General features: G+C 29.4%; 22 protein-coding genes and 1 other annotated feature. Of the genes, 17 read left to right on the forward strand and 5 right to left on the reverse strand.

The window, feature by feature from the left end; all coding sequences use genetic code 11:
* Nucleotides 1-31: 31 nt before the first annotated feature.
* Nucleotides 32-1,375: a PLP-dependent aminotransferase family protein gene (locus tag B3W71_RS14260; protein ID WP_346889602.1), complete on the reverse strand. Its 1,344-nt coding sequence runs from the start codon at nt 1,373-1,375 to the stop codon at nt 32-34.
* A 119-nt stretch (nt 1,376-1,494) separates the two neighbouring features.
* Between B3W71_RS14260 and B3W71_RS14265 the strand changes: the two genes are divergently transcribed.
* The 3 genes from B3W71_RS14265 (at nt 1,495) to B3W71_RS14275 (ending at nt 5,388) form a co-directional block, all read left to right on the forward strand.
* Complete coding sequence (locus B3W71_RS14265) at nt 1,495-2,406, forward strand: DMT family transporter (RefSeq protein WP_346889603.1); 912 nt, start codon at nt 1,495-1,497, stop codon at nt 2,404-2,406.
* Between the two features lie 302 nt (nt 2,407-2,708).
* A complete protein-coding gene (locus B3W71_RS14270) occupies nt 2,709-4,091 on the forward strand; it encodes a TldD/PmbA family protein (protein WP_346889604.1) in 1,383 nt (460 codons plus the stop codon).
* A 1-nt stretch (nt 4,092) separates the two neighbouring features.
* Nucleotides 4,093-5,388 carry a metallopeptidase TldD-related protein gene (locus B3W71_RS14275; protein ID WP_346889605.1) on the forward strand — a complete coding sequence of 432 codons (1,296 nt, stop codon included), beginning with the start codon at nt 4,093-4,095 and terminating at the stop codon, nt 5,386-5,388.
* A gap of 92 nt (nt 5,389-5,480) precedes the next feature.
* Here B3W71_RS14275 and B3W71_RS14280 read toward each other — a convergent pair whose 3' ends face one another.
* Entirely contained in the window at nt 5,481-5,630 is a 150-nt protein-coding gene (locus B3W71_RS14280; RefSeq protein ID WP_346889606.1) for a hypothetical protein, read from the reverse strand.
* A 75-nt stretch (nt 5,631-5,705) separates the two neighbouring features.
* On the opposite strand from B3W71_RS14280, the gene B3W71_RS14285 reads away from it, so the two are divergent.
* Nucleotides 5,706-6,293: a GNAT family N-acetyltransferase gene (locus tag B3W71_RS14285; RefSeq protein ID WP_346889607.1), complete on the forward strand. Its 588-nt coding sequence runs from the start codon at nt 5,706-5,708 to the stop codon at nt 6,291-6,293.
* A gap of 299 nt (nt 6,294-6,592) precedes the next feature.
* Here the strand turns inward: B3W71_RS14285 and B3W71_RS14290 are convergent, their stop codons facing one another.
* Both B3W71_RS14290 and B3W71_RS14295 read right to left on the reverse strand, forming a co-directional pair.
* Entirely contained in the window at nt 6,593-6,721 is a 129-nt protein-coding gene (locus tag B3W71_RS14290) for an OadG-related small transporter subunit (RefSeq protein WP_346889608.1), read from the reverse strand.
* Nucleotides 6,721-7,851 (reverse strand): sodium ion-translocating decarboxylase subunit beta, encoded by a 1,131-nt coding sequence (locus tag B3W71_RS14295; protein WP_346889609.1) that lies wholly within the window; start codon nt 7,849-7,851, stop codon nt 6,721-6,723. The genes B3W71_RS14290 and B3W71_RS14295 overlap by 1 nt, the downstream gene beginning before the upstream one ends.
* A 348-nt stretch (nt 7,852-8,199) precedes the next feature.
* On the opposite strand from B3W71_RS14295, the gene B3W71_RS14300 reads away from it, so the two are divergent.
* Nucleotides 8,200-9,183, forward strand: a complete 984-nt coding sequence (locus B3W71_RS14300; RefSeq protein WP_346889610.1) for a hypothetical protein — start codon at nt 8,200-8,202, stop codon at nt 9,181-9,183.
* A gap of 201 nt (nt 9,184-9,384) precedes the next feature.
* Here B3W71_RS14300 and ltaE read toward each other — a convergent pair whose 3' ends face one another.
* Nucleotides 9,385-10,413: a low-specificity L-threonine aldolase gene (gene ltaE / locus B3W71_RS14305; protein WP_346889611.1), complete on the reverse strand. Its 1,029-nt coding sequence runs from the start codon at nt 10,411-10,413 to the stop codon at nt 9,385-9,387.
* 568 nt (nt 10,414-10,981) lie between these two features.
* Here ltaE and B3W71_RS14310 point away from each other — a divergent pair.
* The 12 genes from B3W71_RS14310 to B3W71_RS14365 all read left to right on the forward strand — a co-directional run bounded on the left by B3W71_RS14310 (nt 10,982) and on the right by B3W71_RS14365 (nt 25,916).
* Nucleotides 10,982-11,941: a ribonuclease Z gene (locus tag B3W71_RS14310; protein ID WP_346889612.1), complete on the forward strand. Its 960-nt coding sequence runs from the start codon at nt 10,982-10,984 to the stop codon at nt 11,939-11,941.
* A 264-nt stretch (nt 11,942-12,205) separates the two neighbouring features.
* On the forward strand, nt 12,206-13,294 hold the full coding sequence (locus B3W71_RS14315) for a hypothetical protein (protein WP_346889613.1): 1,089 nt from the start codon (nt 12,206-12,208) through the stop codon (nt 13,292-13,294).
* A 450-nt stretch (nt 13,295-13,744) separates the two neighbouring features.
* Complete coding sequence (locus B3W71_RS14320; protein WP_346889614.1) at nt 13,745-14,908, forward strand: GerMN domain-containing protein; 1,164 nt, start codon at nt 13,745-13,747, stop codon at nt 14,906-14,908.
* Nucleotides 14,909-15,373: 465 nt separating this feature from the next.
* Nucleotides 15,374-16,810, forward strand: a complete 1,437-nt coding sequence (gene nhaC, locus B3W71_RS14325; protein ID WP_346889615.1) for a Na+/H+ antiporter NhaC — start codon at nt 15,374-15,376, stop codon at nt 16,808-16,810.
* Nucleotides 16,811-16,828: 18 nt separating this feature from the next.
* The gene (locus B3W71_RS14330) at nt 16,829-18,037 is read left to right on the forward strand and encodes an ArgE/DapE family deacylase (protein ID WP_346889616.1); all 1,209 of its coding nucleotides are present in this window, start codon (nt 16,829-16,831) and stop codon (nt 18,035-18,037) included.
* A gap of 232 nt (nt 18,038-18,269) precedes the next feature.
* Complete coding sequence (locus B3W71_RS14335; protein WP_346889617.1) at nt 18,270-19,823, forward strand: amidohydrolase; 1,554 nt, start codon at nt 18,270-18,272, stop codon at nt 19,821-19,823.
* Nucleotides 19,824-19,840: 17 nt separating this feature from the next.
* A complete protein-coding gene (locus tag B3W71_RS14340) occupies nt 19,841-21,052 on the forward strand; it encodes an AfsR/SARP family transcriptional regulator (protein WP_346889618.1) in 1,212 nt (403 codons plus the stop codon).
* Nucleotides 21,053-21,337: 285 nt separating this feature from the next.
* Nucleotides 21,338-21,573: a binding site (T-box leader), on the forward strand.
* 165 nt (nt 21,574-21,738) lie between these two features.
* Nucleotides 21,739-23,052 (forward strand): dicarboxylate/amino acid:cation symporter, encoded by a 1,314-nt coding sequence (locus tag B3W71_RS14345; protein WP_346889619.1) that lies wholly within the window; start codon nt 21,739-21,741, stop codon nt 23,050-23,052.
* A gap of 255 nt (nt 23,053-23,307) precedes the next feature.
* Nucleotides 23,308-23,745 carry a LytTR family DNA-binding domain-containing protein gene (locus B3W71_RS14350; protein WP_346889620.1) on the forward strand — a complete coding sequence of 146 codons (438 nt, stop codon included), beginning with the start codon at nt 23,308-23,310 and terminating at the stop codon, nt 23,743-23,745.
* Nucleotides 23,746-23,757: 12 nt separating this feature from the next.
* Nucleotides 23,758-24,204, forward strand: a complete 447-nt coding sequence (locus B3W71_RS14355) for a hypothetical protein (RefSeq protein ID WP_346889621.1) — start codon at nt 23,758-23,760, stop codon at nt 24,202-24,204.
* Between the two features lie 10 nt (nt 24,205-24,214).
* Nucleotides 24,215-25,102, forward strand: coding sequence for an ABC transporter ATP-binding protein (locus B3W71_RS14360; protein ID WP_346889622.1), 888 nt, complete (start codon nt 24,215-24,217; stop codon nt 25,100-25,102).
* Nucleotide 25,103: 1 nt separating this feature from the next.
* Entirely contained in the window at nt 25,104-25,916 is an 813-nt protein-coding gene (locus B3W71_RS14365; protein ID WP_346889623.1) for an ABC transporter permease subunit, read from the forward strand.
* Nucleotides 25,917-26,033: the final 117 nt, after the last annotated feature.

Consider the following 26,033-nt stretch of genomic DNA (forward strand, 5'->3'; position numbering starts at 1 on the left):
TTAATATATTAAGGAGTAGCAGATTATCTTTTTATTTACCTATTATATCTACAATATCCTTTATTCCATTTTCTATATATTCATATGGAACATTAGAGGTATTTAGTTTAATATAGTTTTTCTTATCATCAAAATTTTGCAAGTAATTTGATGCTGTATCTGAAATAAGTATGGAGTTCTTTCCTGATTCTTTTAGGAGGTTTTTAATATTAATTTTAATACCAAGTTCAATACATGTGTGAATGCAGTAATTTCCATGATTCTGATACATCTCAGTACCATTATTAATAGTATTATACTTTTCTAATGAATCATGGAGTTTCTTTGCCCTTTGAGAATAGGAATGTCTCATTTTTTTCCTATGTTTTTCAAACATGCCACTCTTTATATAAAGTTCTAAGGCAGCTTGGGATAGCATAGATGTGTCTACGTCAGAATATATTTTGTATTTACTGAATAATTCTGTAAGTAAATCGGGAACAACAGCAACTCCAACCCTAAGTCCTGGAAAGATAATCTTAGAAAAACTCTTCAAATAAATGACACGAGATTGGTCATCATATGAATAAATTGGATCTGCTTTAGAATCAGTTTCATAATCTGATAAAAAATCATCCTCAACAATATAAATATCATATTTATTAGCTAGTTTTAAAATTTCCTGCTTATCTTTTTGTGATAAGGAAGAGCCTAAAGGATTATGATATCTTGGCATTATATAAAAAAACTTTATATCCATTTCTTTAAAGATACGTTCTAATTCTTCAAGATCTATTCCAGAATAATCTCTTTTAATGCCTACTGTTGAAATTTTTTGAGTTTCTAGTTGTTCAATAAACAAATGATAGCTAGGTTGTTCAATTAAAATAGTATGTTTATTATTGGGAAAAGGGAGTAATGTTAAAATAGATAATGCTTGTTGAACACCAGATGTGATAAATATGTTTCTATCATTTGCAAAGACCTGATAGTGTGCAAGTTCTTTCCTGATGACAGATACTAGAGATGGTAAGCCTTTTGGCGTTCCATATATGAACAACTCATTTTTATAGGTATTGATTGTCTGGTTGATACAGTGTTGGAAGTCAATATAGGGAAATACATTCGAATCTGGAGCTGAAGATGAGAAATCTGTAATCAGTGCCTCATTTTGATTTAAAATATCTTTTTTAGGAACTACATAGTATCCACTTTGTGGAACTGAATATATAATATGCTTTTTTTCTAATTCTTCTAAGGCACGGATTATAGTCCATTTATTGCAGTTGAAAAGATTTGCAAATTTTCTAATGGAAAGAATCTTCTCACCTTGCTTGAATTCTTCATTTTCTATCATATATTCAATTTTATTCAGAACATCTAAATATTTATACATATAATAACCTCCTCTAATAAATCTGAACTGGTACAGTTAAGATTTATTTTCATTGTAACATATAGTATAAGATGATTAAATAGAAATACAAACAACTAGAATAAGGAGGTTAAACTTTTATGAAAAAGACAAAAATGGCGTATCTATCAGCAATTGCAAATGCTCTAATTGTTGGGCTTTCATTTATATTTATGAAAAATTCCCTTATTTACACAGATCCATTAAATATATTAGCTCATAGATTTACAGTTTCTTTCATTACTATTTCTATTCCAATACTATTAGGATGGATAAAACTAAATATAGGCTTGGAGGACATTAAAAAAATACTCCCACTTTCAATATTTTATCCTACATTATTTTTTGCTTTTCAATCATTTGGATTGTCATATATATCTTCATCAGAAGCAGGGATAATTCATGCTACCATACCAATTATTACCTTAATATTGGCAACATTCGTATTAAAGGAAAAAACTACTTTATTAGAAAAGATATCAGTATTTTTATCTGTAGGAGGGGTGGCTTATATTTTTTTAATGAAAGGAATTAATTTTAAATCATCTAGTTTTATTGGAATTGTATTAATTTTTTTATCAGCAGTTTCTTCATCTAGTTATAATATTTCAGCAAAAAAGATAGTTCAAAAATATAAATTTATTGATGTAACATATGTGATGATTTTCATAGGATTTATAAGCTTCAATGCTTTATCCATAGTAGACAGACTTTATAAGGGAAACCTAAAGACATATTTTAGCGCATTTAGCAGTCATGATTTTTTAATATCAATTTTATATTTAGGTATTTTATCATCTGTTGTAACATCACTTTTATCAAATTATGCTTTGTCTATAATATCCGCTCCTAAAATGAGTGTTTTTAATAATTTATCTACTTTAGTTACTGTGGTTGCAGGAGTACTTTTATTAAATGAATCGCTTTATTATTATCACATAATAGGTATTGTGAGTATCATAATAGGCGTATTAGGAACTAATTTAGATAAACTAAGAAAAGATTCTCTATAAAGTTATATATTTATTACTTTAGTGTATGTTCAGTTAAAATAAAAAAATCATTTACAAGAGTAAGTTTATGGGGAAAATAGAATATCAAAAATAAAGTGGGAAAAGTTAGCATTGGAGATAAAATTTTAGTTGAACATAGGTGCAAGACCTGGACTACTATTAAGGAATGTTGGCTTCTAAGAAGATTAACTACATTTAAAATAAAGTAGGTAGTGTTAAATATTAGAAAAATAGTTTTAAATTAATGTAAATAATGTATAATAATAGAAGAGGAATTGCATGTTTATTTAGGGGGGAATTTTATGATTATATCAAGTTTAAGTAAATATTCTGATCTGCTAAAAGGATATACAGAGCTTAGATGCCAAGAAAATTCATCAATATGTATAATGATGATGAATGGCAACTTAATTCAGAATGTTAGATCATCTTCCAGTGGTATTTCTGCAAGAGCATATGTGAATGGATCATGGGGATTTGCATCTAATTCCAATATTAATAATGAAAACATTAGACAAGTATTAGATCTTGCAAGGCAAAACGGGGAATTTTTAAATTCTAAGTCAGTGAGTAAGAATAGAGAGTTAGTAACTTCAAACTATTCTATAGAAAAATCCTTTGCTACAAAGAAGGTAAGATTAACTCAAAAACAGTTAATAGAATTTACTAAAGAGATAGATAATTATATTCTAAAAAAATATAATAATCTGATTAGTAGAAACATAATGATTGATGAATTAAATATGGAAAAAAGCCTTATTACATCTTCAGGAACTGAATTATATTCATTTTTACCAAGGGCAAATATAATTATAGATTTAGTGGTTAATGATGGTAATGGTGTGCCTGTAGAATTATATGAGGTGATAGGTGGATTGGGTCAATTTGAAGATAACTTTACTAATCCACAGAGCTTGTATGAAAGAATAGATAAGACTTATGAAAGACTAAGAGAAAAGGCTGAGGGAGTATATGCTAATGGAGGATTAAAAGAGTGTATATTGGCTACAGATTTAGCTGGTATCCTCGCTCATGAAGCAGTTGGACACACTACAGAGGCAGATTTTGTGTTATCTGGATCTATAGCAGGTGAATATATGAACAAGGAGGTAGCTAGTCCATTAATTACTTTAGTGGATTATGCCAATACAGCTTTTGAAAATACATGCCCAGTACCTATATATATAGACGATGAAGGAACCAAGGCTGAAGACGTAACTATAATAGAGAATGGTATTTTAAAGGGATATATGCATAATAAGGAAAGTGCAAGTATGTTTAATGTAGCACCAACAGGAAATGCAAGAGCCTATGAGTTTTCAGATGAGCCTATAATAAGAATGCGAAACACTTGTATCCTTCCAGGAAAGGATAAACTTGAAGATATGATTGCGTCTGTGGAGGATGGATACTATATAATGAATCCTAGCAATGGTCAAGCTGATGCTACTAGTGAGTTTATGTTTGGAGTAACCATGGGCTATGAGATAAAAAATGGAAAGCTGGGTAAAGCCATAAAGGATACAACTATATCAGGAGTAGCCTTTGATATGTTAAAGACGGTTACTATGGTATCCGATGATCTTTTATGGTTAAACGGTGGAATGTGTGGAAAGAAACAACCTATAACTGTAGGCATGGGTGGGCCTGCAATTAAATGTAAAGTAAATATAGGGGGAAAATAGTATGGAAAATAGACCAATAGCCTTATATTGTATTGAAAATATAATGAAGCAAGGGGCGGATAAGGCTCAATGCATTCTTAAAAATAATAAGAAACATGAGTTGAATTTTGGAAATGAAGATATAACTCTTTTAAGAACAACAATTGATACTAATATAGATTTAGTAGCTATAAAAGATGATAAAAAATCTACTATAGCTTTAAATAAGCTAGATGAAGAAGCGATAAATATAAAGATTAAAGAATTAATGGAAATGTGTGAATCAGCAGAGAGTGATCAGTGTAATGATATTGCAGAAGAGCAACCTAAAGAAGAGTTTAGTAGTGGAGTTAGTGAGCCAGACTTATATAAGATGTATGAATTTACAAGTGTGTTTTTAAAAAAGCTAAGGGAAGAGTTTCCACAGATTAAGTTTATGGATAGTACTACAGTAGAATTTAATAGTAGTGAAACGCATTTCGTAAATTCCAATGGTGTAGATTTTAAAATAGTAAAAGGTATGTATAGAGCTAACATATTTTTCTTAGCAAAGGAAGGTGAAAAGTCTACATCTTTTACAGGCTTTGCTTATGACTTTAATGAATTACCTTTAGATTTTATGGAATATGCTGATGTTAGACAAAGATTTAAGGATATAGTTAGTCAACTTAATTGTGAGGGAATAAAGGATAAGTTTGTTGGAGACGTAATTTTGACTCCAGAGTTGGTAGTAGAAATGCTATATTATTATAATATAAATTTCCTCGGAGATGGAGCACTAATAAGTGGTACAAGTATTTTGAAGGATAAGTTAAATGAAAAGATTGCTAATGATAATCTTACAGTTAGATGTATGCCTCTATGTGATGAAATTGCTAATAAGAGTTTCATAACGGAAGATGGTTATAAAACAGAGAATATAAGTATCATAGACAAGGGTATATTAAAGTCTTTTATCATAGGATTATATACTGCAAAGAAAACTGGAAAACCAGTTACTAAAACTACATTTAATATAGTTGTAGATAATGGGGATAAGTCCCTAGAAGATATAATAAAATCAACTAAAAAAGGGATAATTTTAGGAAGATTTTCAGGAGGCATGCCAGCATCAAATGGAGATTTTTCAGGTGTTGCTAAGAATAGCTTTTATGTTGAAAATGGAGAAATTAAGTATGCTATAACTGAAACTATGATAACTTCAAATTTAAAGGATATGTTTAATAATATAGAGGAAATATCTATAGAGACTTTAAATACTGGTAGTTCTATAACTCCTTGGATGAAGATTGAAGGTGTTACTATTTCAGGAAATTAAAATAAAAGTCCAGGCTGGTAGAATATAATTTAGAGCAGTGAGTACTGTTTCTATGGGTATATTGTTTTTAGCTTGCTAATAGACAAAATGCACTAATTCTTTTCATGGCAAATTAAGATTAATGCATTATCAACCTTGGAAACTTTACCTTTGTATTTATATACTCTATACTCAGTATCTTCGATGCTAACTACAGCTAATGTAGCTAGATGTATATATTTAGCGAATTCCTTAATTTGCATTATGATTTCTAATGGAGAAATCTTTCTGTGAAATTAAATTGAGTTTTTTGATATAAATGAGAGGTGATAATGACTATGAATAATGAAAAAAACAGAACCTTAGATTGCATAAGCGCAGAAGATATTTTTATGATAGATGGCGAAGATATAGTCTTAAGAGAATTTAGATTAGAGGATTTAGATGAATTATACGCGCTTACACTACAACCTGAAATAACAGATTATTTACCTGATTGGATAGGGACAAGAGAGCAGTACGAAGACTGGATGGTCAATATATATATAAAGAAAAACAAGGAGTTTTTAAAAGCTATTCCAAATGTTGAAAATCATGCAATAATCTTCGGCATCATATTAAAGAAAACAAATGAGTTTATTGGTTGGTGTTGTGCATGTCAAAATCGTGATTTACCTAATTGTAATACAGAGATAGCTTATGCGATTTCAAAGTATCATAGAAATAAAGGCTATACTACACAAGCTGCCAAAGCATTGATTAAATATTTGTTTCAAGAAACAAGTATAGATGCTTTAAGTGCTTTAGCTTTAAGAAATAACATATCCTCTAATAGAGTAATACAAAAATGTGGATTTAAATTTATTGATAATATAGAAATTAGTAATCATGAATTTAACTGGTATAAACTTTATAAGAAAGATTAAACCTTTGCTAAAAGAATTATCAGTATTTTCTTGAATTAAGCAGTAATAGTAACTTCTATCTTAGTATTACTGCATGAAATAAGCATAGACTCAAAAATTAAGGAACCCCATATGGGGTTCCTTAATTTTATATAATACATTATTTATCCGATGACTACCTGCTCTAATAATCCAATCGCACTCTGTGAAAGCGATTNNTAAAGGACAACGACTTCTAAGTATTAAAAATACTAATACTAAGAAGTCTGTTAGTAAGCTTCAGTGGGAGTAGAAACCCCATCTGAAGCAAAGAACTCTGTTTATTCTTCACCTTTAAATAAATAACTCAATCCTTTAATAGCTAAAAATATTATAAGCATCACGACGAAGATTCCGCCCATACCTTTAACCATTATAACTAAACTTTCCATGAATACATCCATATTCATTACATTCCACCTCCAATTAAGAAGAGAATTAATCCACCGGCTATAACGGATCCTATTTGTCCAGATACGTTAGCAGCAACTGCATGCATTAATAAGAAGTTTTGAGGATCTTCCTTCTGGCCCATTTTTTGAATTACTCTGGCAGACATAGGGAATGCAGATATTCCAGCTGCTCCAACCATTGGATTAATTTTTTCCTTTATAAATAGGTTGATAAATTTAGCAAATAAAACTCCACCTATAGTATCAAAGATAAAGGCAATTAAACCAAGGCCTATAATCATAAATGTTTGTGGGGTTACAAAGAATTCAGCTTTCATCTTTGCAGCTATAGTAATTCCTAAAAGTAAAGTTACAAGGTTAGCGAGTTCATTTTGTGCAGTAGAAGATAATCTCTCTAAAACACCACATTCTCTAATTAAGTTACCAAACATCAAGAAGCCTATTAGAGATACAGAAGTCGGTGCAATAAGACCAGCTATAACAGTAACTATTATTGGAAATAATATTTTTGTAGTTTTAGAAACTGATTTTGGATTGTATTTCATTCTTATTTGTCTTTCTTTTTTAGTTGTTACCAGCTTAATAGCAGCAGGTTGAATGATTGGAACTAAAGACATATAAGAATAGGCAGCCACAGTTATGGGGCCTATGTAGTTACTTTTAAAAAAGTTTGCAACAAAGATAGAAGTAGGTCCATCAGCAGCACCTATAATTCCAATAGAAGCTGCATCTTTTAATGAAAAACCTAGTAATGCTGCTAATGAAATGGTAAAGAATATACCAAATTGCGCTGCAGCACCAAATAAAAGCATTTTTGGATTTGTAAGTAATGGGCCGAAGTCAATCATAGCTCCAATACCTATAAAAAGAATAAGTGGAAATAGCTCATTAGCTATACCCATATTAAATAAATTATCTATTATCCCAATTTCTTCATGACCGTTGATAATTTGAGTTACAGCTCCAGAGAGCGGTAAGTTTACAAGAATAGCACCAAATCCCATTGGTAATAAAAGTGCTGGTTCAAAACCTTTCTTAATAGCAAGCCATATTAGTCCTGCACCTATAGCTAACATTATAAGATGTTGCCAAGTGATGGACATTATGCCCTTCAGTAGAAATTCCATAATCAAACCTCCCAAATAAGTTAAATCTTTAAGTAATTATTGTTACAATAGAAATATTAACCTAAAATACAATTATTATAACAATATAATTTTACTATGCTTTATGTATAATATAACCAAATTTATATTAATTTAACATAAAAATAACTTCTAAAAAACTAAGCCCTTATCAAAGATGTTAGATATTGTTACTTCTTCTTGAAATAAATCATATATTTTTAATTATATTAAATTATTCTGGAATAATTTTTCAAAATATGCTACGATTATACATGTGATACTAATTAATCAAAAAATGTAACGATTTTTGATTAATGTTGTCAAAAGTTTATTTTAAGGAGAATGAATATGAAGAAAATAGTTGCTTTAACACTCTTAATAATGACAGTATTAACAACATCAGTATCAGCTGAAACTAATGATGTACAAAATCAATCAGATAAACAGATATTGCTTTCAACAGAAGAAAATGATAGTTTTAATAATACTATTGCCGATGTATCCACAGATAAACGTATGGTCATTGAAGCATATAAGAGGAGACAAGAAAATATTGGAGGTTTACAAGCTATAGAAGATCCTAAAGATGTACAAGCAGGAGAAAATATAAAAATATATGCATTTGCTGATATTTTATCATCTGACTTTTATAAAACTTATCAAGAAACAGGTGATTTGGATGAATTTATTGCTAAACAAAATGCTATTATAACAGTATATAGAGATAGTGAAGAACAATTTATTGACTCTATATTATTTGTAAAAGACCCGCCAAGTGACGTAAAAACAATAGAAGGTTGGGGAAGTATTTGTTCTGGAAATCTTATAATGGCAGAAGAGACTATACAATATTTATCTAATGAGAAAAATATAGAAGATTTATTAGATAGTATAAACATAAAAGATCCTAAAGATTTAAAAGTTGTTGTTGGAATTAAAGGGTTGAATGCAGCATTATATTTAAAAGAAAATGGACAACAAATAATAATTCCTTTAAGCGATGGGGTTACTTATGATGAAAAGGTTGAAACTTGTAAAAAGTTTACTCCATATTTAGCAGGTGATTTTTTTAAAGCTAGAAAGACATCAGCATTAGAAAATCAAAAAAAAGCTGAAGAAGAAGCATTGAAGCCAATTTTCGAAATATGTACAGGTACAAGTGGTGCCATAAACTATGAAGACCTTGAGCCAGCAAATTTATTGGCTATAAATACTACTGAAGTTAATAAAACTTCTGAATATAATTACTATCCTTTAATTGTTGGTAGTAGCATAGTTCTTGTAGGTATTTCATTGGGTATATTATATAAAAGAAAGACATTAAGAGGTTAACAATAATTAATTTAAGAAATAAAATAGCATAGAAATTAGTTCAATTTGTTATTGCAATTTATCTACATTAAAATGCAAACTAATTATATAAATTAATATGGAATAATACATAACACTAAAGGGATAGTTCATTAATATAACTAAGTTACTAATAAGTGTAACTTTAAAGCTTAGTTAATTATGAAATATCCCTTTTATTTATTAAGTAGTTATGTAATCTTTCATTGCGCCTATAACAAAATCTATATCTTTATTACTAATCCAATAGTGAGTCACAAATCTCATTAGACCATCTTCCACATCACAAATTTTTATACCTTTTTCTAAAAGATAATGAACTAAACCTGAAGAATCTACAGAAGTAGGTAATTCAAAGAATACCATATTTATGTGTAAATTATCTTCTACTATCTTAACTCCAGGTATTTCAGATAATCTTTTAGCTAAATAAATAGCCTTTTCATGGTCTACCTTTAAATTATCTCTCATATCTTTAAGAGCAACAAGGCCAGCTGCAGTTATAACACCACATTGTCTTAAGCCGCCACCCATTAGTTTTCTATATTTTCTAGCTCTATCAATGAAAGCTTTACTACCAGCTAAAATAGAGCCTACAGGAGCACAAAGACCTTTAGATAGGCAGAACATTACTGTATCTACATTTTTAGTTATCTCTTTTACATCTAGATCTAGGTAAGCAGCTGCATTAAATAATCTTGCACCATCTAGGTGTATAGGTAAATTATATTTATCTGCTACTTTTCTGATTTCAGCCATATTTTCTAGAGAAATAACTCTTCCATTAGAGTGAGAATTCTCAAGACAAATTAGTGCTGTATCAGGGTAATGGATATCCTCTTCTTTTCTTATAGTTGCCTCTATTTCATTAGGTGAAAGTTCACCATTATTACTTTTTAATGTTCTAAGTTGAACTCCAGCAATAACTGAAGCGGCCCCAACTTCATGACAAACTATATGACAATCATTTCCCAGAATAACTTCATTTCCCTGTCTGCAATGAGTAAGTAATGATAGCTGGTTTCCAAAGGTTCCACTAGGAACAAATAGTGCAGCTTCTTTTCCCACTAATTCTGCCGCATATTTTTCGAGTTTTACAGTGGTTTCATCATCACCATAGACATCGTCTCCCACATTAGCTTCATACATGGCCTTTCTCATAGCTTCTGTTGGTTCTGTTACAGTATCACTTCTTAAATCGATAAATTTCATACATATCCCTCCTAAGTCATAATTAAATTTTACTATTGCATATATTAAAAGTCTAGAATGTAATAGGTGTATGAGGGTATAAAAAACTATTTAATACATTTATTATAAGTATATTATTGTGCAATTTGAAAAAATAAGCTAAAGTTTAAACAAAAATTAGATTATTGGTGATTTTTCTACTAAAATACTTCTATGAGACGTGTACTTTACTCCTGTTGTTAAAGATTGTTGGCAAAATAACTTATACAACAGAATGTGAAGTTTGTCTTTATTTTTTTTATAAAATTACTGTAATTGCAGATATATGTTACGAAATTTTATCAACTATAGTTTAAATAAATTCCATAATTATGATATATAATATAAAAAAAGAAAGAGTGAAAATAATACGAAAATAAGTAGAACTTATAAATTTGTATCAATCTAATAATTAAAGTATTGATATAATCAATGTCAGAAATTTAAAGGCATATAAGATAGCTTATTAGACACTAAAGAGTGTATATAATGGAAGGAGGTGAACTTTAGTGGGGAGGATTGTAATACAATCTCCCACTAAAGATAAATTATGATAGATGTATGTTTATTAGGTTGTGGAGGTTCTATGCCAATGCCAGATAGAAGCCTTTCAGCTACTTTAATTAGTTATAAGGGGCGAAAGATACTTATAGATTGTGGAGAGGGTACTCAAGTATCCATGAAAATGGTGGCATGGGGCTTTAAATCCATTGATATTATATGTATTACCCATACCCATGGAGATCATATTATAGGTCTTCCTGGACTTCTTTCAACCATAGGGAATAGTGGGAGAACAGAGCCACTAACTATAATTGGACCTGAAGGAATTACTAGAGTTGTAAATGGATTGAGGGTTGTGGCAGAATATTTACCTTATGAGGTGAATATCATAGAAGCTCCTTCAGAGGTAGAGCTTAGCCTGTCAAAGGAAGGTATACATATTGTAGAGAATAGTGAACATTCAAAAATCCATAGTAGTGAAATAATATTAAGCACTCTAGAGGTAGATCATTCAGCACCATGTATGGGATATAGCTTTTATTTTAAAAGAGAAAGAAAGTTTAATGTAGAAAAAGCTATGGAGAATAATATTCCTAAAATTTTATGGAGTAAACTCCAAAAGCAAGAAGAAGTAACCTTTGAAGGTAAAACATATACTGGAGATATGGTATTAGGAGATGAGAGAAGGGGAGTTAAAATTAGTTTAATAACAGATAGTAGACCAATGGATTCCATGGTGAACTTTATAGCGGAAAGTGATTTGTTTATCTGTGAAGGTACCTATGGTAGTGATGAGGATATAGATAAAGCTGTGAAGAATAAGCATATGACTTTTAAGGAATCTGCTACGCTAGCAAAGGAAGGTAGAGTTAAGGAGCTTATATTGACTCACTTCAGTCCAGCTATGATGGAGCCTGTAGAATTTATAGATAATGCTAAAGAAGTATTTGAAAATAGCATCATAGGAGAGGATAGAATGATTAGAACTTTAACTTTTATAGATTAAGAGAATATTCGTATTTTAAAATACTATAGCATTTACGTTAATTAAGAAACATAATCGGTGAATTTTAACAAAACTGCCAATATAGAATTATTAGAAACCCCATTAAGTTAGTGAAAAAAATATCAACTTTTGTTCAATTATTTGGTTTAATATAGGCATTATGGTATGATATAGAAGCAATCTTAATTATATTTATAACGTAATTTCAAAGCTAAGTAAGATTAGAGGTTGAATTTAGTTCTAATTTATTGCTGGAGGTTTAAAATGGATAATACTATTAATAATGAAGAGATTAAAACTAAAGATAAGCCTAAAAACTATAAAAGGGAGTATCTAATAGGTATATTTATGCTAATAGCATTTATGTGTCTTCAATTATGTTTTTCTAGCATCTATGACACTAGTGCTGATTCTCCAGTATTTTGGATTGTTTTAATGGTAGCTGGTATTGCTTTTCATAGAGGAAATTGGAAGGAATATATCTTATGGATTTTTCCTGTATTAAATTATTTTCTATTTAGATTATTTTATATCTATATTCCTAACTATATTGTAATTTTTATAGTGACAGCAGTTTTAACTATTTTTTATGCAGTTAAAGAGAATTCTGATAAAAAGAAAATAAAGATTGCTTTAGTTATAGTTCTAGGTATATTGTTTTTTTCCACAAACTACTATCTGTATTCTAATCGAATAATAAAGGATGGAAATTTAGAAGCGGAAATAAAACGTTCACAGGAAATAAAAAAGCCTGCCTTTCTTTCTTTAAAACAAGGAGAATTAGATAAGATAGATGAAATGCTGATTAGCGGTGTCAATAAAGTAAAAAGTTTAAGTGGAATTGAAAGTATGGATTCTCTAAAAACTCTTTATATAGATGATGAAGGTTTTATTATGGATTATAGTCCTCTTTTAAAATGTAAAAACCTAAAGAGAATGTCTATTTGGTATGGAAACTTAAATAAATTTGGAGAGATTGATACCTTTAAAAACCTAGAAGACTTAGTAATTGTTTTTCCTAAGAAAGGTTCTTTAGAAGATATGCCATATTTTCCAGATGTAAAAGATCTTAATATTCAGACTAAGAAGCCTGTTAGCCTTTCAGGTTTGAAAAACTTCCCGAAAGTTGAGAAGTTTTCACTATCTGTTACAGGGGTTCCAAATTTTGATGGCATAGAAAACCTTACTAATTTAAGAGAGCTTATACTATATGATAAAGTTATTGAGAATTATGATAAATTACTTAGTATACCTACATTGAAAAAAATTTCTTTATATTCACCACTTAATGTTAATAATGAACTTATAAATGCAGCTAAAGCAAAGGGAATAGAAATTGAGATTATGAAGTAAGTTAATAAGATATTTCAATAAATTTTAATAATAATATGCAAGGTAAACTCGTGAATAATGCATACTAATAACTACAGTAAATACCTATATATTTAAACATGGTTATGTGTCTAGTCTATAAATATTGCTTTATTTATAGTAACTATAGTAGTGAAAAATAGAATATCAGCTGTTTTGATTTTACTTAGATATTTCTCTATAAAATCAAGCATATTAGCACCTTGAAAAATTCAAGTAAGAGCTGAAGATAAAAGTACTATTCAACCATATATTATATTTAGTGGTACTAATTTAAAATATAAAAAGAGATAAATTTATAGTCTACTGATTTTGAAAGTATAGTAAATTTAGAAAATAGGATTATAAGGGAGGAAATTTAATCTTTATTTTGTAGGATTATTTGGTTAATTTACGTATACTATATAGAGAGTATTTTAGGGGGGGATTGTTGTGAGAAGAAAAGTGATTCTTGTAATAATTTTTGCAGTAGCAGTTTTTCTTACAGGTTGTGGTAATAAAAATAGTGAAGAAGATAAGAATATTCATGTAGATACTAATAATGTTGTAACAAACAACGCTGATAATACCTTAAAAGATGAAAAAAATACCGATTCCAAAGAAACTAGTAAAGAGAATAATACTACTAAACCAGATGAAAGTAATAATAACAGCAAGTCAAGCTATAGTATAGATGACTATTTTACTTTTAAGGAAAACGTAAAATACAACTATGCTGGTACAAATTCAGAGTATGCAGAATATGTTACCTACGTTGATTATATAAATGGAAATAAGGTTCAACTAAGAAGTAACAATGGAGGAACAGAAACAGTAACGGTTTTACAAAATAGTAATGGGGAGCTTAAAAAAATTTTTCAAAGAAATGAGTGCTACTATAGAGAAAATTTTACAAATAAAGTAGCTAATATAGATGAAATATTATTAAAGGAGCCTCTAGTGGTAGGTACAGCATGGAAATTATCAGATGGAAGTAAGAGATATATTTCCAAGATGGATGTGAAGATTTCAATAGGTAGTGAAGAGTGTAGTGCTCTTGAAGTTACTACAGAAAATATCAATGGCCAAATGGATTTACAGTATTACGCTGTTAATAAGGGGCTAATTAAATCTATTTATGATGCTAATAATATGAAAGTTACTTCAACTTTGAAGAATATTGAAGAGAATGTAAGATTAACTCAAAGTATAAGATGTTATTATCCAGATGAAAATTATCCAGATGAAAATTATAATATTCATTATGAAGATAGAAATTTTTCTTTTGCAACTAATGATATAACTAAAATTAGTATTCAGAATTTATTCAAGGATTTTCCAGGAAATAATAAGGGACAATTGATAGGTAAAAATGTAACTATAAATAGTTTATATTTAAATGATGATGGTATGGTATATATAGATTTTAGCAGTAATTTTGTAAAAGAAATGAATGCAGGTTCAGGCTTTGAAAGTGTTATATTAGAGAGTATTACAAACACTATAGGAAAATACTATGGAGTTGATAAAGTTTATATAACTATAGATAATAAGCCATACAGTTCAGGGCATATCGTAAAAGCTAAGAGTGAGTATTTTAAAGTGACATGTGAGTAATTAAGAGAAAAAATTTTATGAATAAGGCATCCTCAAAATATACTTCCCATCTTTGACTTATTATTTATTTTCAGATGCCTAAAATATTTTAACTATTAAAATAAAATGATATAAAGGCTATTTAAAAAGTAGTATATTAGATAAACAATTTCATCAAAAGATTACTTAATGTTATCTTTTAATGAAATTGTTTATTTTATGTAAAAGATAATACTAACAGAAAAACCAACAGTGCACTTATAAATACAATATTTTATTGTGAAAAGAAAATTAATTTAGTTAATTCAGAAGATTTATTTATTAATAAAACATTATATCCAACAGTGAAATAAACATGGAGAAGTTAAGCTGATATTAAGGTAATTATTATATAAGGCATCTTCAAAAAATAAATAAGTCAGAATGCTCGTATATTTGACTTATTATTTATTTTCAGATGCCTAAATCAAGGGGGATATGAAAACAATGAAAACGAATAACAGTGCTCAGGAAAAAAGACCTAGCTTTGGAGCAGCAATATTTATAATTCTTTTTTTATGTGTTGCAATGTCTTTACAAATTTTTGTATTTAAACAAAACTATGCTACCCATATTACGCTGATTATAGTAACAACTGTTGCTGCAATAGTAGCATTAATGTCTGGGTTTACATGGCAGGATATTGAAGATGGTATCGTTTATGGATGTAATATTGCATTAGTACCGATGCTTATACTTATGCTCGTAGGAGTTCTTATTGCTACATGGATAGCAGCTGGAACTATACCAACACTTATATACTATGGATTAAAAATAATATCGCCATCATTCTTTTTATTTACATCAGCATTAGTTTGCTCAATAGCGTCAGTTTCAACAGGGAGTAGTTATACTACAGGAGCTACCTTTGGAGTTGCCTTTATGGGAATAGGAATGGGGTTAGGAGTTCCACCAGCATTAACAGCGGGGGCAGTAATTTCAGGATCTATTTTTGGTGATAAAATGTCTCCATTATCAGATTCTACTAACTTAGCAGCTGGCGTGGCAGAAGCTAACCTTTTTGATCACATTAGGTCTATGTGTTATACTACAGGACCAGCTTTTATAATATCTTTAGCACTTTATGCAGTTATAGGATTTCAATTTAAAGCTGATGCTATAGATGTTTCTCAAATAAATATTATACTTAATGGATTGGCAGATAACTTTACATTAAATCCACTTATGTTAATTCCACCAATTATAGTAGTTATTCTGGCAGTTAAAAAAGTTTCAGGACTTGCAGTAATGGTTATAGCATCTATAATAGGATTAATATTTGCTGTATTATTCCAAGGATTTGGATTTGGAGAAATGCTTGGGTTCATGAATGATGGATTTGTTTCTAATACTGGAATTGCAGAAATTGATTCTCTTTTAAGCCGTGGAGGGCTTCAAAGCATGATGTGGACAATATCTTTAGGATTTATAGGAATAAGCTTTGGTGGATTACTAGAAAAAACTAAGGTTTTAGAAGTTTTATTAGAAAAAATGTCAGGACTAGTTAATAAACAAGGTGGATTAATTACTACACACGTTATTTCAGCTATTGCAGTTAATTTATTCTCTGCAAGTCAATATATAGCATTAATAATACCAGGAAGAATGCTTGTACCTGCTTATAAAAAGCTTAAAATTCTTCCTCAAGTTTGTTCAAGAACCTGTGAAGATTCTGCAACTGTTACTTCACCATTAGTTCCATGGGGATTATGCGGAGTATATTTTTCAGGGGTTTTAGGAGTAACTACCATTGAATATATACCTTATGTATTCTTAGCATTACTTTGTCCAGTGATTACAATTATATATGCTTATACTGATAAATTTGTATTTAAAGAAGGAGATATTAAAACTTCAAGCACTTATGAAAATAAATCTGTATAGTTAAGAGGGATAATACTTATGAGAAAAACAGCAATAGATTATATAAATAGAGAAAGAGTTATTTGTCTTTTAAAAACACTTGTTAATGTTCCAAGTCCTTACTTTCATGAAAAGGAAGTTATGAATACTGTTTATACATGGCTAAAGGAGCATGACCTAAATCCGGAATTTCATCACTATGAAGAAAAGAAAATTACTCAATTCCAGGGATTAAATGTTATAGGTACTCTTAAAGGTAAAAAACATGGGCCTAAAATCTATTTTAATGGACATGTAGATACTGTAAATCAGTGCAACGGATGGGATACAGATCCATTTAAGGCTACAATTAAAGAGGATAAGCTTTATGGATTAGGAGCTTTGGATATGAAATCTGGCGTAGTAGCTATAATGCTTGCCCTTGAAGCTTTCAAGTCACTTCATAATGAATTTAGTGGAGAAATTATTTATTCTATTGTTTCTGATGAAGAAGGCCCTTATGGGTTAGGTACAGATGCAGTTATAAGAGACGGTATTGCCAATAATATTGATGTGGCTATAGTAACAGAACCTAGTAGTGGATTTTGTAAAAAGTCATTTCCTTGTGTTTGTTTAGGCGCAAGAGGAGGATTTAATTATACTGTAACTTTAAAGGGAAAATCATCTCATGCAGCAAATCCAGAAAGAGGAATAAATGCATTAGTTGATTGTGCAAAATTAATGATAGAGCTTGAAAAATCAACACTAATTGAAGATGAAAAGTTAGGTAAGGGTTCAATATGTATTTTAGGATGCAACAGTAAAAATGAAGCTTGTAGTGTGCCTGATGAAGCCTCTTTTACGGTATTCAGACATGTGGTTAATGGAGAGGATGCAGACTATATTAAGCAGGAATTATTTAGCGCTGTAAAAAGAGCGGGTATTAGTTCTGAGGTTCAATACTCATTAAGAGAATATCCAAATGAAGAAACTAAGGGGTTTCTTCCATATACTGTTGATGAAAATAATCCTTATGTTAAGAAGTTTATAGAAAGTGTAGAAGAAGTTTCTAAGGAAAAATGCACTATCGATTATTTTAAAAGTATAGGAGATTTTAATTATATAGGTTCAAGATTAAAGGCTCCAACTATAATATTTGGTCCAGATGGAGATAATTATCATGCATGCAATGAATATGTAAAAATAGATACTGTAAGAGATACGGCCTTATCTATTTATCAATATTTATGTAATCTTCTATGTAATTAAAATTTTATAGCTTAATATATAGTATTTTTAAGGAAGAGGTTCTGTTGGAAATTTTGTAAAAATATTTCAGGGACCTCTTTTAGGCATCTTCAAAAAATNNCAGAATGCTCGTCTATTTTGTGTTATACTTCTCATCTTTGACTTGTTATTTATTTTCAGATGCCTTAAATATATATTAATAAAATTATAAATGTTATAATGTAGTATATAATGAGAATTCGAGGGTGTTAATATGGCTGATTTAATTTTATATAATGGAAATATAATAACTTTTTTAGGGGGACAACCCTTTAATTGGATTGCAATTAAAAATAGAATAATAACACAAATGGGATTTAAAGAAGATTACTTACATATAGCAGATAATAATACAGAGCTAATTGATTTAAAAGAAAAGACTGTGATTCCAGGGTTTTATGATAGCCATGTACATCTTGTGCAAACTGGATTGAACTCTATTAGTGTAGATTTAAGTAATGCCACAAGTTTCAATGAAGTTTTTAAACTTATTAAGGATTATTGTGATATTACACCAAAGGATACATTAGTTAGGGCAGCAGGTTTAGATGAAACTAAACTTAAAGAAAAGAGGTTTCCAACAAGATATGAGATTGATAAGATTTCTCCAGATCATCCAGTTTGGATAAATAGAAAAGAGTATCATACTAGTATTTTAAATTCTTTAGCGTTACATAGATTTACTATACCTTTAAACCTTAAAGGTGTACTTAAAAATGAAGCCAATGTTCCAACTGGTGTTCTTACCCATACTGCTAATGCATTAGTTAGAAAGCAAATATTAGAGAGTATTAGCAATAAAGTTCGATTTTCTGCAGTGAATAATACTCTGAAGGATGCTATTGCTAAAGGGGTAACTACAATTAATGCTATGGAGGGGGGATATACTTTCCATGACAAGGATGCAGAGTTTATTTATGATACAAAGGATGATTATCCAATAGATATCATACTATTTTATCAAACTATTAATGTAGATAAGGTGATGGAGAAAAATCTAAATAGAATTGGTGGAAGTATTTTTTTAGATGGTTCTTTTGGTTCAAGAACAGCGGCATTGTGTGAACCCTATAAAGATGATGATACTAAATCAGGGATATTATATTATACTCAAGAAGAATTAAATGCTTTTGTATTAAAATGCTACGAAAATAATATTCAGCTAGGTACACATGCTATAGGTGAACTAGCTATTGAACAAATAATTTCTGCTCATGAATTTGCAAATAGTATATATCCAAATAAAAAACTTCGTCATAGAATAGAGCATTTTGAACTCCCATCTAATGATCATATTAATCGTGCAAGGAAGTTGGGATTAGTTGCATCAGTTCAACCTACCTATGAATATTTTTGGGGAGGAAAAGGTAAGATGTACGATAAGCGATTAGGAGAGGAAAGAACCATGAAAACAAATCCATATAAATCTATGATTCATAGTAATCTTATAGTTTGTGGAGGTTCTGATAGTGATGTAACTCCTATTAATCCATTACTAGGCATATATTCTGCAGTTAATCATCCAAATGAGAATGAGAGAGTTACGGTGTTAGAAGCCATTAAGATTTTTACTATTAATAGTGCCTATGCTGTATTTGAAGAGGATAAGAAGGGTTCTATCGAAGTAGGAAAATATGCTGATTTAGTGGTGTTGAATGAAAATCCACTTACTATAGATTCTAAGAAAATTAAAGATATAAACATTGTGGCAACTATTAAAGAAGGTAATATATTATATGAAGACGGACTTAGACCGGATACTTATTAGTTAGTAGGTGATAGATATTGAGTAGAGGTCATATATGCCTTTTAGGTGAAGTAGACATAAGAGTAGATGGTGTAAATGTAACTGATAAACTTAGCAATAAAGCTATAGGTTTACTTTGTTTTTTGTGCACTAATAAAGGTAAAAAGTTTACTAGAGATAGACTTTGTACATTTTTCTGGAATAATACTACTATTGAGAATGCAAGGTATAATCTAAGGTATAGTCTTTGGGTATTGCGTAAAATATTTAATCATGGAGATTGTGATTTATTTATTAGTTCTAAGGATAGTTGCATGATAAATCCAGACTTTGACTATTATATAGATGTTCTAGATTTCAACTTCATAATAGAAAATTTCACTGCTGAAGAAAATCCTATATTGGCTTTAGAAAAGTGCAAGGAGATTTATAGTGGAGAATTTCTTGAAGGATTTTATTTAAAGAATTGTCCTGATTTTAATGATTGGATTTTTTATGAAAGAGAAAAATATCAGGAGTCTTATAGTACATTACTACTTAAATTAGCTAAGTTATATTCAAAAAGCAATATGTATAATGAGTCTATTTTAGTATTAAATGAAGTGTTAAAGATTAATCCTTATAGGGAAGATGTTTATTTGGAGTTAATGAAGTTACATATACAAACTAACAATGCACAGACTGCATTAAAGGAATATGAGAAATGTGAATATATTTTAAGGGAAGAATTAAATATACGTCCTAATGAAGAGGTTATAGAATATTACAGAAATGTTATTTGCCATAGTAAACAAGTAGCAACAAATTTATCTAAGGTAGCTAAAGTTAAAGATAATAGTGCAAAGAATAGTATAGTTGTGGAGTGTTATCCTGTAAATAAGATCAAATATTTTATTATATCATGCATAGTAGAAGAAATTATCAAGTTGTATTCTATTGAACAGTTAATAGACTTAGATGAATTTATTCTAAAAGATCTTTTAAGAATACAGCCAAAGGTATTATTAATAAATAAAAATTTAAGAGTTGAAGATAATTTAAACCATCATAATGAGGAGAATAGAATTTATTTTTCCCTTGAAAGTTTACTTTTGTATATTGAAAAAATTTTTTTGGTGGATATTCATATTAAAAATATGACCAATATTGATGATGTATCATATAATATATTAAAATTATTCACTCTTAAAAATCCTAAGTGCAAAATAAGCATTTTAGTAGATGGTAGTAAAATTGTATTAGGCACATGAAAAATAAATAATAGACCAAAGATTCGAAGTATATTTGTCANNTCCTGTCATAGTGGCGCTATGACAGGATTTTAACGACGCAGTATTCGTGGCAAATAGGCGAGAAAACTGATCTATTATTTATTTGATAGTGCCTTATAGATAGAACAAAAATAAGAGTGTTATTGAAACTATGAAATAAGAAGTATCAGATACATTAAACATGTTAGGAAAAAATTTCATGAATAAAATGTATTGACTAATAAAATAAAATAATATATTATGATAACAGTTGAATATGAATTTACAAATGCAACGAAAAGGGAAAGTAAGTAATATAAGTTATTACAGAGAGGGTTAGTGTGCTGAGATAACCTATAATAAGTATTAGTGAAGTGCCCCTTGGAGCAGAAAAGCCGAAATAAGTAGGTTTTTATGGGAACTCCCATTATAGAGTTAGGGTATATAAGTACCCAAAATGAGATGGATATTTTTATATCTAATAAGAGTGGAACCGCGGAAGTATACCTTCTGCCTCTGTATATTACAGGGGCAGAAGGTTTTTTGTTTTATAAGTTAATGTAAATAATTATTGGCTTATCTTATTTTGCTGGCCAGCAAAGAATAAACAAAATAATGATTCCATATTGAAATCATTGTAAATAAATTCAAAATTACTAAAATAAAAAATAAAAGGAGAATTAAAGATGAATATAAATTTAATATTAGCAGTAATACTATCAGTACTAGCAATGTTTATCATATATGCCGTTAAAGAAAAAACTAATAATCGTGGTTATGCCACATTAGTAGCATTAGCATTAGGAGTTATTTTAGGAGCAATATTCAAGGAAAATATTTTATTTTTAGATATGGTTGGTAAAGGTTATATGTCATTAATTAAGATGATAATTGTACCTTTAGTTATGGTTTCATTAATTACTAGTATAGTTAGACTTAAGAATCTAGATACATTAAAATCTATAGGAACAAAAACACTAGTAATATTATTAGGAACTACGGGTATAGCAGCATCAATAGGAATTGTAGTAGCTAAAGTATTTAACTTAGGACAAGGTTTGATTTTTGAAGGAGCAGAAGACTTTGTAGCTAGAGAAATACCTAAATTTACTAAAGTATTAATGGATATGTTACCATCAAATCCGGTAGCAGCTATAGTAGATAATAGAATAATTCCAATAGTTATATTCTCACTGTTTGTAGCCATAGCTTTAGTTATGGAAGATAATATAAATCCATCTAAAGCAAAACCTTTTAAAGATTTTGTATTATCAGCTCATGCTATAGTATCAAGAATAACTGAAATAGTATTAAAATTTATACCTTATGGAGTTTTTGCTTTAATTGCAAAGACTGTAGCAAGTAATGGGTTAGAGACTATTAAATCTTTAATATGGGTTATAGCAGCAGTTTATATAGCTTGCATACTTCAATTTATAATTGTTTATATTCCGCTTGTTGCCTTTGTAGCAAAGAAGAGTCCTTTAAAATTCTTTAAGGGAATTTTACCAGCTCAAACTATGGCTTTTACAAGTCAAAGTAGTTATGGAACACTACCAGTTACTATAAAATCTTTAGTTGAAGGAGCTGGAGTTTCTGAAAATATTGCTAGCTTTGTGGCACCACTCGGATCAACTATAGGAATGAATGGTTGTGGGGGATTATATCCAGCTATAGTAGCTATATTTGTTGCTAATGTATTTAATGTGGATATGACAATTTACTCATATATTTTAATAGTATTAACTACTATAATATCCTCAATAGGTATTGCAGGTGTTCCAGGAGCAGCAACTATGTCTACTACAGTAGTATTAGCAACATTAGGATTACCAATAGAAGGTATGGCCATGGTAATTGCAGTTGACACGATAATTGATATGATGAGAACAGCAACTAATGTTACAGGTTCTGCAGTGGCAGCTTTAGTAGTAGATGAAACAGAAAAGAGAAAAGCTGCAAGGAAAGTAAATAGCAAAACTAAAACTAGTATATCATAATAGATTTAAAACTGTTTTAACGTTAAGTTAAAATAAATCTTGAAAATAAATAATAATAAATTCAAAAAAACTTCACCCTAAAGCTAGTTGGCTTTAGGGTGAAGTTTTTTCCTATGCAACTTAGCATAGGATTTATGCAACTTAGAAAGATATGATTGTCTTAAGAAAATTTAAAGAATATACTCAAATTATAGATTAAAGTTAATACAAATTTAAAAGTTACTTAAAAAGCTTGTATAGAAAGGAAGGCGTTAAATGAAGATTATAATAAATGAAGTTGAAGATATTGAAGCTATAGAAATAGTAATTAACTGTAAAACAATAGATGGAAATGTGTCAAGAATTATATCTAAACTTAAAGCCTTAGAAGAAAAAATAACAGGGAATAAAGATGGAAAGATATTTATTTTAGATACAAATGATATATTTTACTTTGAATCAGTTGATAAAAAGACATTTATTTATATGGATAAAGAAGTTTTTGAGACACATTCAAGACTGTACGAATTAGAAGAAAGGCTTAAAAATACAGATTTTTTTAGAGCTTCTAAATCTACAATTATAAATCTGCGAAAGGTAAAAAATATAGTCCCTATGTTTGGAGGTCGAATAGAGATACTTTTAGATAATGATGAAAAGCTAGTAGTTTCAAGACAGTATGTACCCATCTTAAAAAATAAATTAGATTTATAGGAGGAAGATAGTATGAAGGAATTTTTTAAGAATACATTAGAAATAAAGATAATAGCATGCATGTTCTTTACATCTCAAGTTGTTATTTATACTCTCATCGCTCCTTTTTTAGGGGAAGAAAGTATTCATCTTAGTTTAGTATGGCAGATGATATTTATATCTATAATTTTAACTCTTCTTCAATATGTTATATATGTATCTAATATATTGAAGAAGGTAAATACTTGGATTAAGATAATTATTCACTATATATTACTTGTTTTTATAGGTTATATATTAGCTAGGATATTTAATTGGTTCGACTTAAGTATTGGTAATAATTTCACTATTGCATTAAGTATATTTACTGTATGCTTTGTTTCATTTACTGGGTCTATTGCATTATATAACAAGTTTTCAGGAGAAAGATTTAATGAAAAATTGAGATTATATAAAAGTTCAAAGTTTGATGATAAATAGGAGGATAGCAATGAATATAATTGAAACTAATAATTTAACAAAGAGTTATGGGAAAAGTCGTGGAATAGTAGAGGTCAATTTACAGGTTAAAGAGGGGGAAATCTTTGGATTTGTAGGTCCTAATGGAGCAGGGAAATCTACTACCATAAGAACACTTTTAAATTTAATTTTTCCTACTTCTGGAGGTGGAAAAATCCTTGGAAAGGATATAGTTAAAGAAAGTAGTGAAATAAAAAAGTACATTGGTTATGTGCCTAGTGAAGTAAAATTTTATGATGAATCAAAAGTGAAAAATATTATAAAATATGCTGAGAGTTTTTATGAAAATTCTAATAAGCAAGATATAGATGAACTATGTAAAGAACTAGAGGTAGAGCTAGATAAAAAAATGAGTGAATTGAGTCTTGGAAACAAGAAAAAGGTAGCTATAGTGCAAGCACTTATTCATAATCCTAAGATTTTAATTCTAGATGAGCCTACTAATGGACTAGATCCACTTATACAGAAAAAACTTTTCAATATACTAGAAAAACAGAGAGCAAAGGGAACCACTATATTTTTATCTTCTCATAATTTAGTTGAAGTTGAAAATCTATGTGATAGGGTTGCAGTAATAAAAGATGGAAGAATTGTTGATGTAATTGAAATCGATAAGATTGCGAGAAAGTCAGGAGTAAAAGTCACATTAAAAGCTAAAGGGATAGATAATAACAAGGTTCAAGAACTTAAGGGTGAAATTATAGAAAACAATAAAGGCGAAATAACCTTTAGCTTTATAGGCAATATTGATGAATTAATTAAAGAAATAGCTAAGTTTAATGTGGAGAAGTTACTCATAGGCGAGCATACTCTAGAGGATACTTTTATGGATTATTATAAGAGGAAAGGGGAGAATTAGAATGAATGTATTCAAATTTGAATTTAGAAGACTATTAAAATCTGCTATTATTTGGTCTGTGGTATGTGTAGGACTAGTCATTATGTTTATGGCATTATTTCCTAGCATGAAGGATAGTGGAATGCAAGAAATTGTTGCTACAAAGATGGATGCTCTACCACCGGCATTATTAGAGGCGTTTAATCTTGAGGATGCTGTAGATTTTGGAAATGTTTCAGATTATCTAGCATATGCAATTCAATATATATCTATGGCAGCTGGAATATATGGAATAATTCTTGGAATATCTGCTTTAGTAAAAGAAGAAAGTGAAGGTACCATTGAGTTTTTATACTCTAAGCCAATTACAAGAAGTAAAATAGTAACTTCAAAATTACTTTCCTCTGCAATTATATTTTATCTATTTATTGTTATAGTTGGAGCTGTAACTATGGGAATTTCTATGGCTGTAAAGCCAGAAGAGATTGAAACTATGGCACTACTCATGGATATAAAAACTCTATTTATAGGAATGGCTTTTCTGGGATATATATTTATGGCTCTAGGATTTTTATTATCAGTTATAATAAAATTTAGTAAGCAAGGGACATCCATTGCACTAGGAGTATTCTTTACCACTTATATATTTGGAATCATAGGAAAGATGAAAGATGAATTAGAAGGATTTCTATATTTATCACCCTTTGACTATGTAGTTCCAGCTAAGTTACTAAGGAATGGTTTTGAAATGAAATATGTACTTTTAGGCTTTGGAATAATAGTTATATCTATTGTAACTACTTATGCTATTTATAATAAAAAGGATTTAGCATAAACAGAGTTCTTAGCTTCTTCGAAGCTTTAGAAATCGTTATCCAGGGTCGTAGCCACTCTTTACTCCCACTTTTAAGAAGATGGGAGTATTAGAGTGGGTAGTCATCGGATAAACAGA

It is taken from the genome of Clostridium sp. UBA1056, assembly GCA_002316385.1.
Taxonomy (GTDB): domain Bacteria; phylum Bacillota; class Clostridia; order Clostridiales; family Clostridiaceae; genus Clostridium_J.

Bases quoted from the DNA above. Each gene is read 5' to 3' on its own strand.
- B3W71_RS14310 (WP_346889612.1), top strand. From the start codon at position 10,982: ATGATAGATGTATGTTTATTAGGTTGTGGAGGTTCTATGCCAATGCCA.
- B3W71_RS14360 (WP_346889622.1), top strand. From the start codon at position 24,215: ATGAATATAATTGAAACTAATAATTTAACAAAGAGTTATGGGAAAAGT.
- B3W71_RS14280 (WP_346889606.1), bottom strand. From the start codon at position 5,630: ATGCAAATTAAGGAATTCGCTAAATATATACATCTAGCTACATTAGCT.
- B3W71_RS14270 (WP_346889604.1), top strand. From the start codon at position 2,709: ATGATTATATCAAGTTTAAGTAAATATTCTGATCTGCTAAAAGGATAT.
- B3W71_RS14275 (WP_346889605.1), top strand. From the start codon at position 4,093: ATGGAAAATAGACCAATAGCCTTATATTGTATTGAAAATATAATGAAG.
- B3W71_RS14355 (WP_346889621.1), top strand. From the start codon at position 23,758: ATGAAGGAATTTTTTAAGAATACATTAGAAATAAAGATAATAGCATGC.
- B3W71_RS14315 (WP_346889613.1), top strand. From the start codon at position 12,206: ATGGATAATACTATTAATAATGAAGAGATTAAAACTAAAGATAAGCCT.
- B3W71_RS14300 (WP_346889610.1), top strand. From the start codon at position 8,200: ATGAAGAAAATAGTTGCTTTAACACTCTTAATAATGACAGTATTAACA.
- B3W71_RS14265 (WP_346889603.1), top strand. From the start codon at position 1,495: ATGAAAAAGACAAAAATGGCGTATCTATCAGCAATTGCAAATGCTCTA.
- B3W71_RS14345 (WP_346889619.1), top strand. From the start codon at position 21,739: ATGAATATAAATTTAATATTAGCAGTAATACTATCAGTACTAGCAATG.
- B3W71_RS14260 (WP_346889602.1), bottom strand. From the start codon at position 1,375: ATGTATAAATATTTAGATGTTCTGAATAAAATTGAATATATGATAGAA.
- nhaC (WP_346889615.1), top strand. From the start codon at position 15,374: ATGAAAACGAATAACAGTGCTCAGGAAAAAAGACCTAGCTTTGGAGCA.
- B3W71_RS14290 (WP_346889608.1), bottom strand. From the start codon at position 6,721: ATGAATATGGATGTATTCATGGAAAGTTTAGTTATAATGGTTAAAGGT.
- B3W71_RS14365 (WP_346889623.1), top strand. From the start codon at position 25,104: ATGAATGTATTCAAATTTGAATTTAGAAGACTATTAAAATCTGCTATT.
- B3W71_RS14295 (WP_346889609.1), bottom strand. From the start codon at position 7,851: ATGGAATTTCTACTGAAGGGCATAATGTCCATCACTTGGCAACATCTT.
- B3W71_RS14350 (WP_346889620.1), top strand. From the start codon at position 23,308: ATGAAGATTATAATAAATGAAGTTGAAGATATTGAAGCTATAGAAATA.
- B3W71_RS14285 (WP_346889607.1), top strand. From the start codon at position 5,706: ATGAATAATGAAAAAAACAGAACCTTAGATTGCATAAGCGCAGAAGAT.
- B3W71_RS14335 (WP_346889617.1), top strand. From the start codon at position 18,270: ATGGCTGATTTAATTTTATATAATGGAAATATAATAACTTTTTTAGGG.
- ltaE (WP_346889611.1), bottom strand. From the start codon at position 10,413: ATGAAATTTATCGATTTAAGAAGTGATACTGTAACAGAACCAACAGAA.
- B3W71_RS14330 (WP_346889616.1), top strand. From the start codon at position 16,829: ATGAGAAAAACAGCAATAGATTATATAAATAGAGAAAGAGTTATTTGT.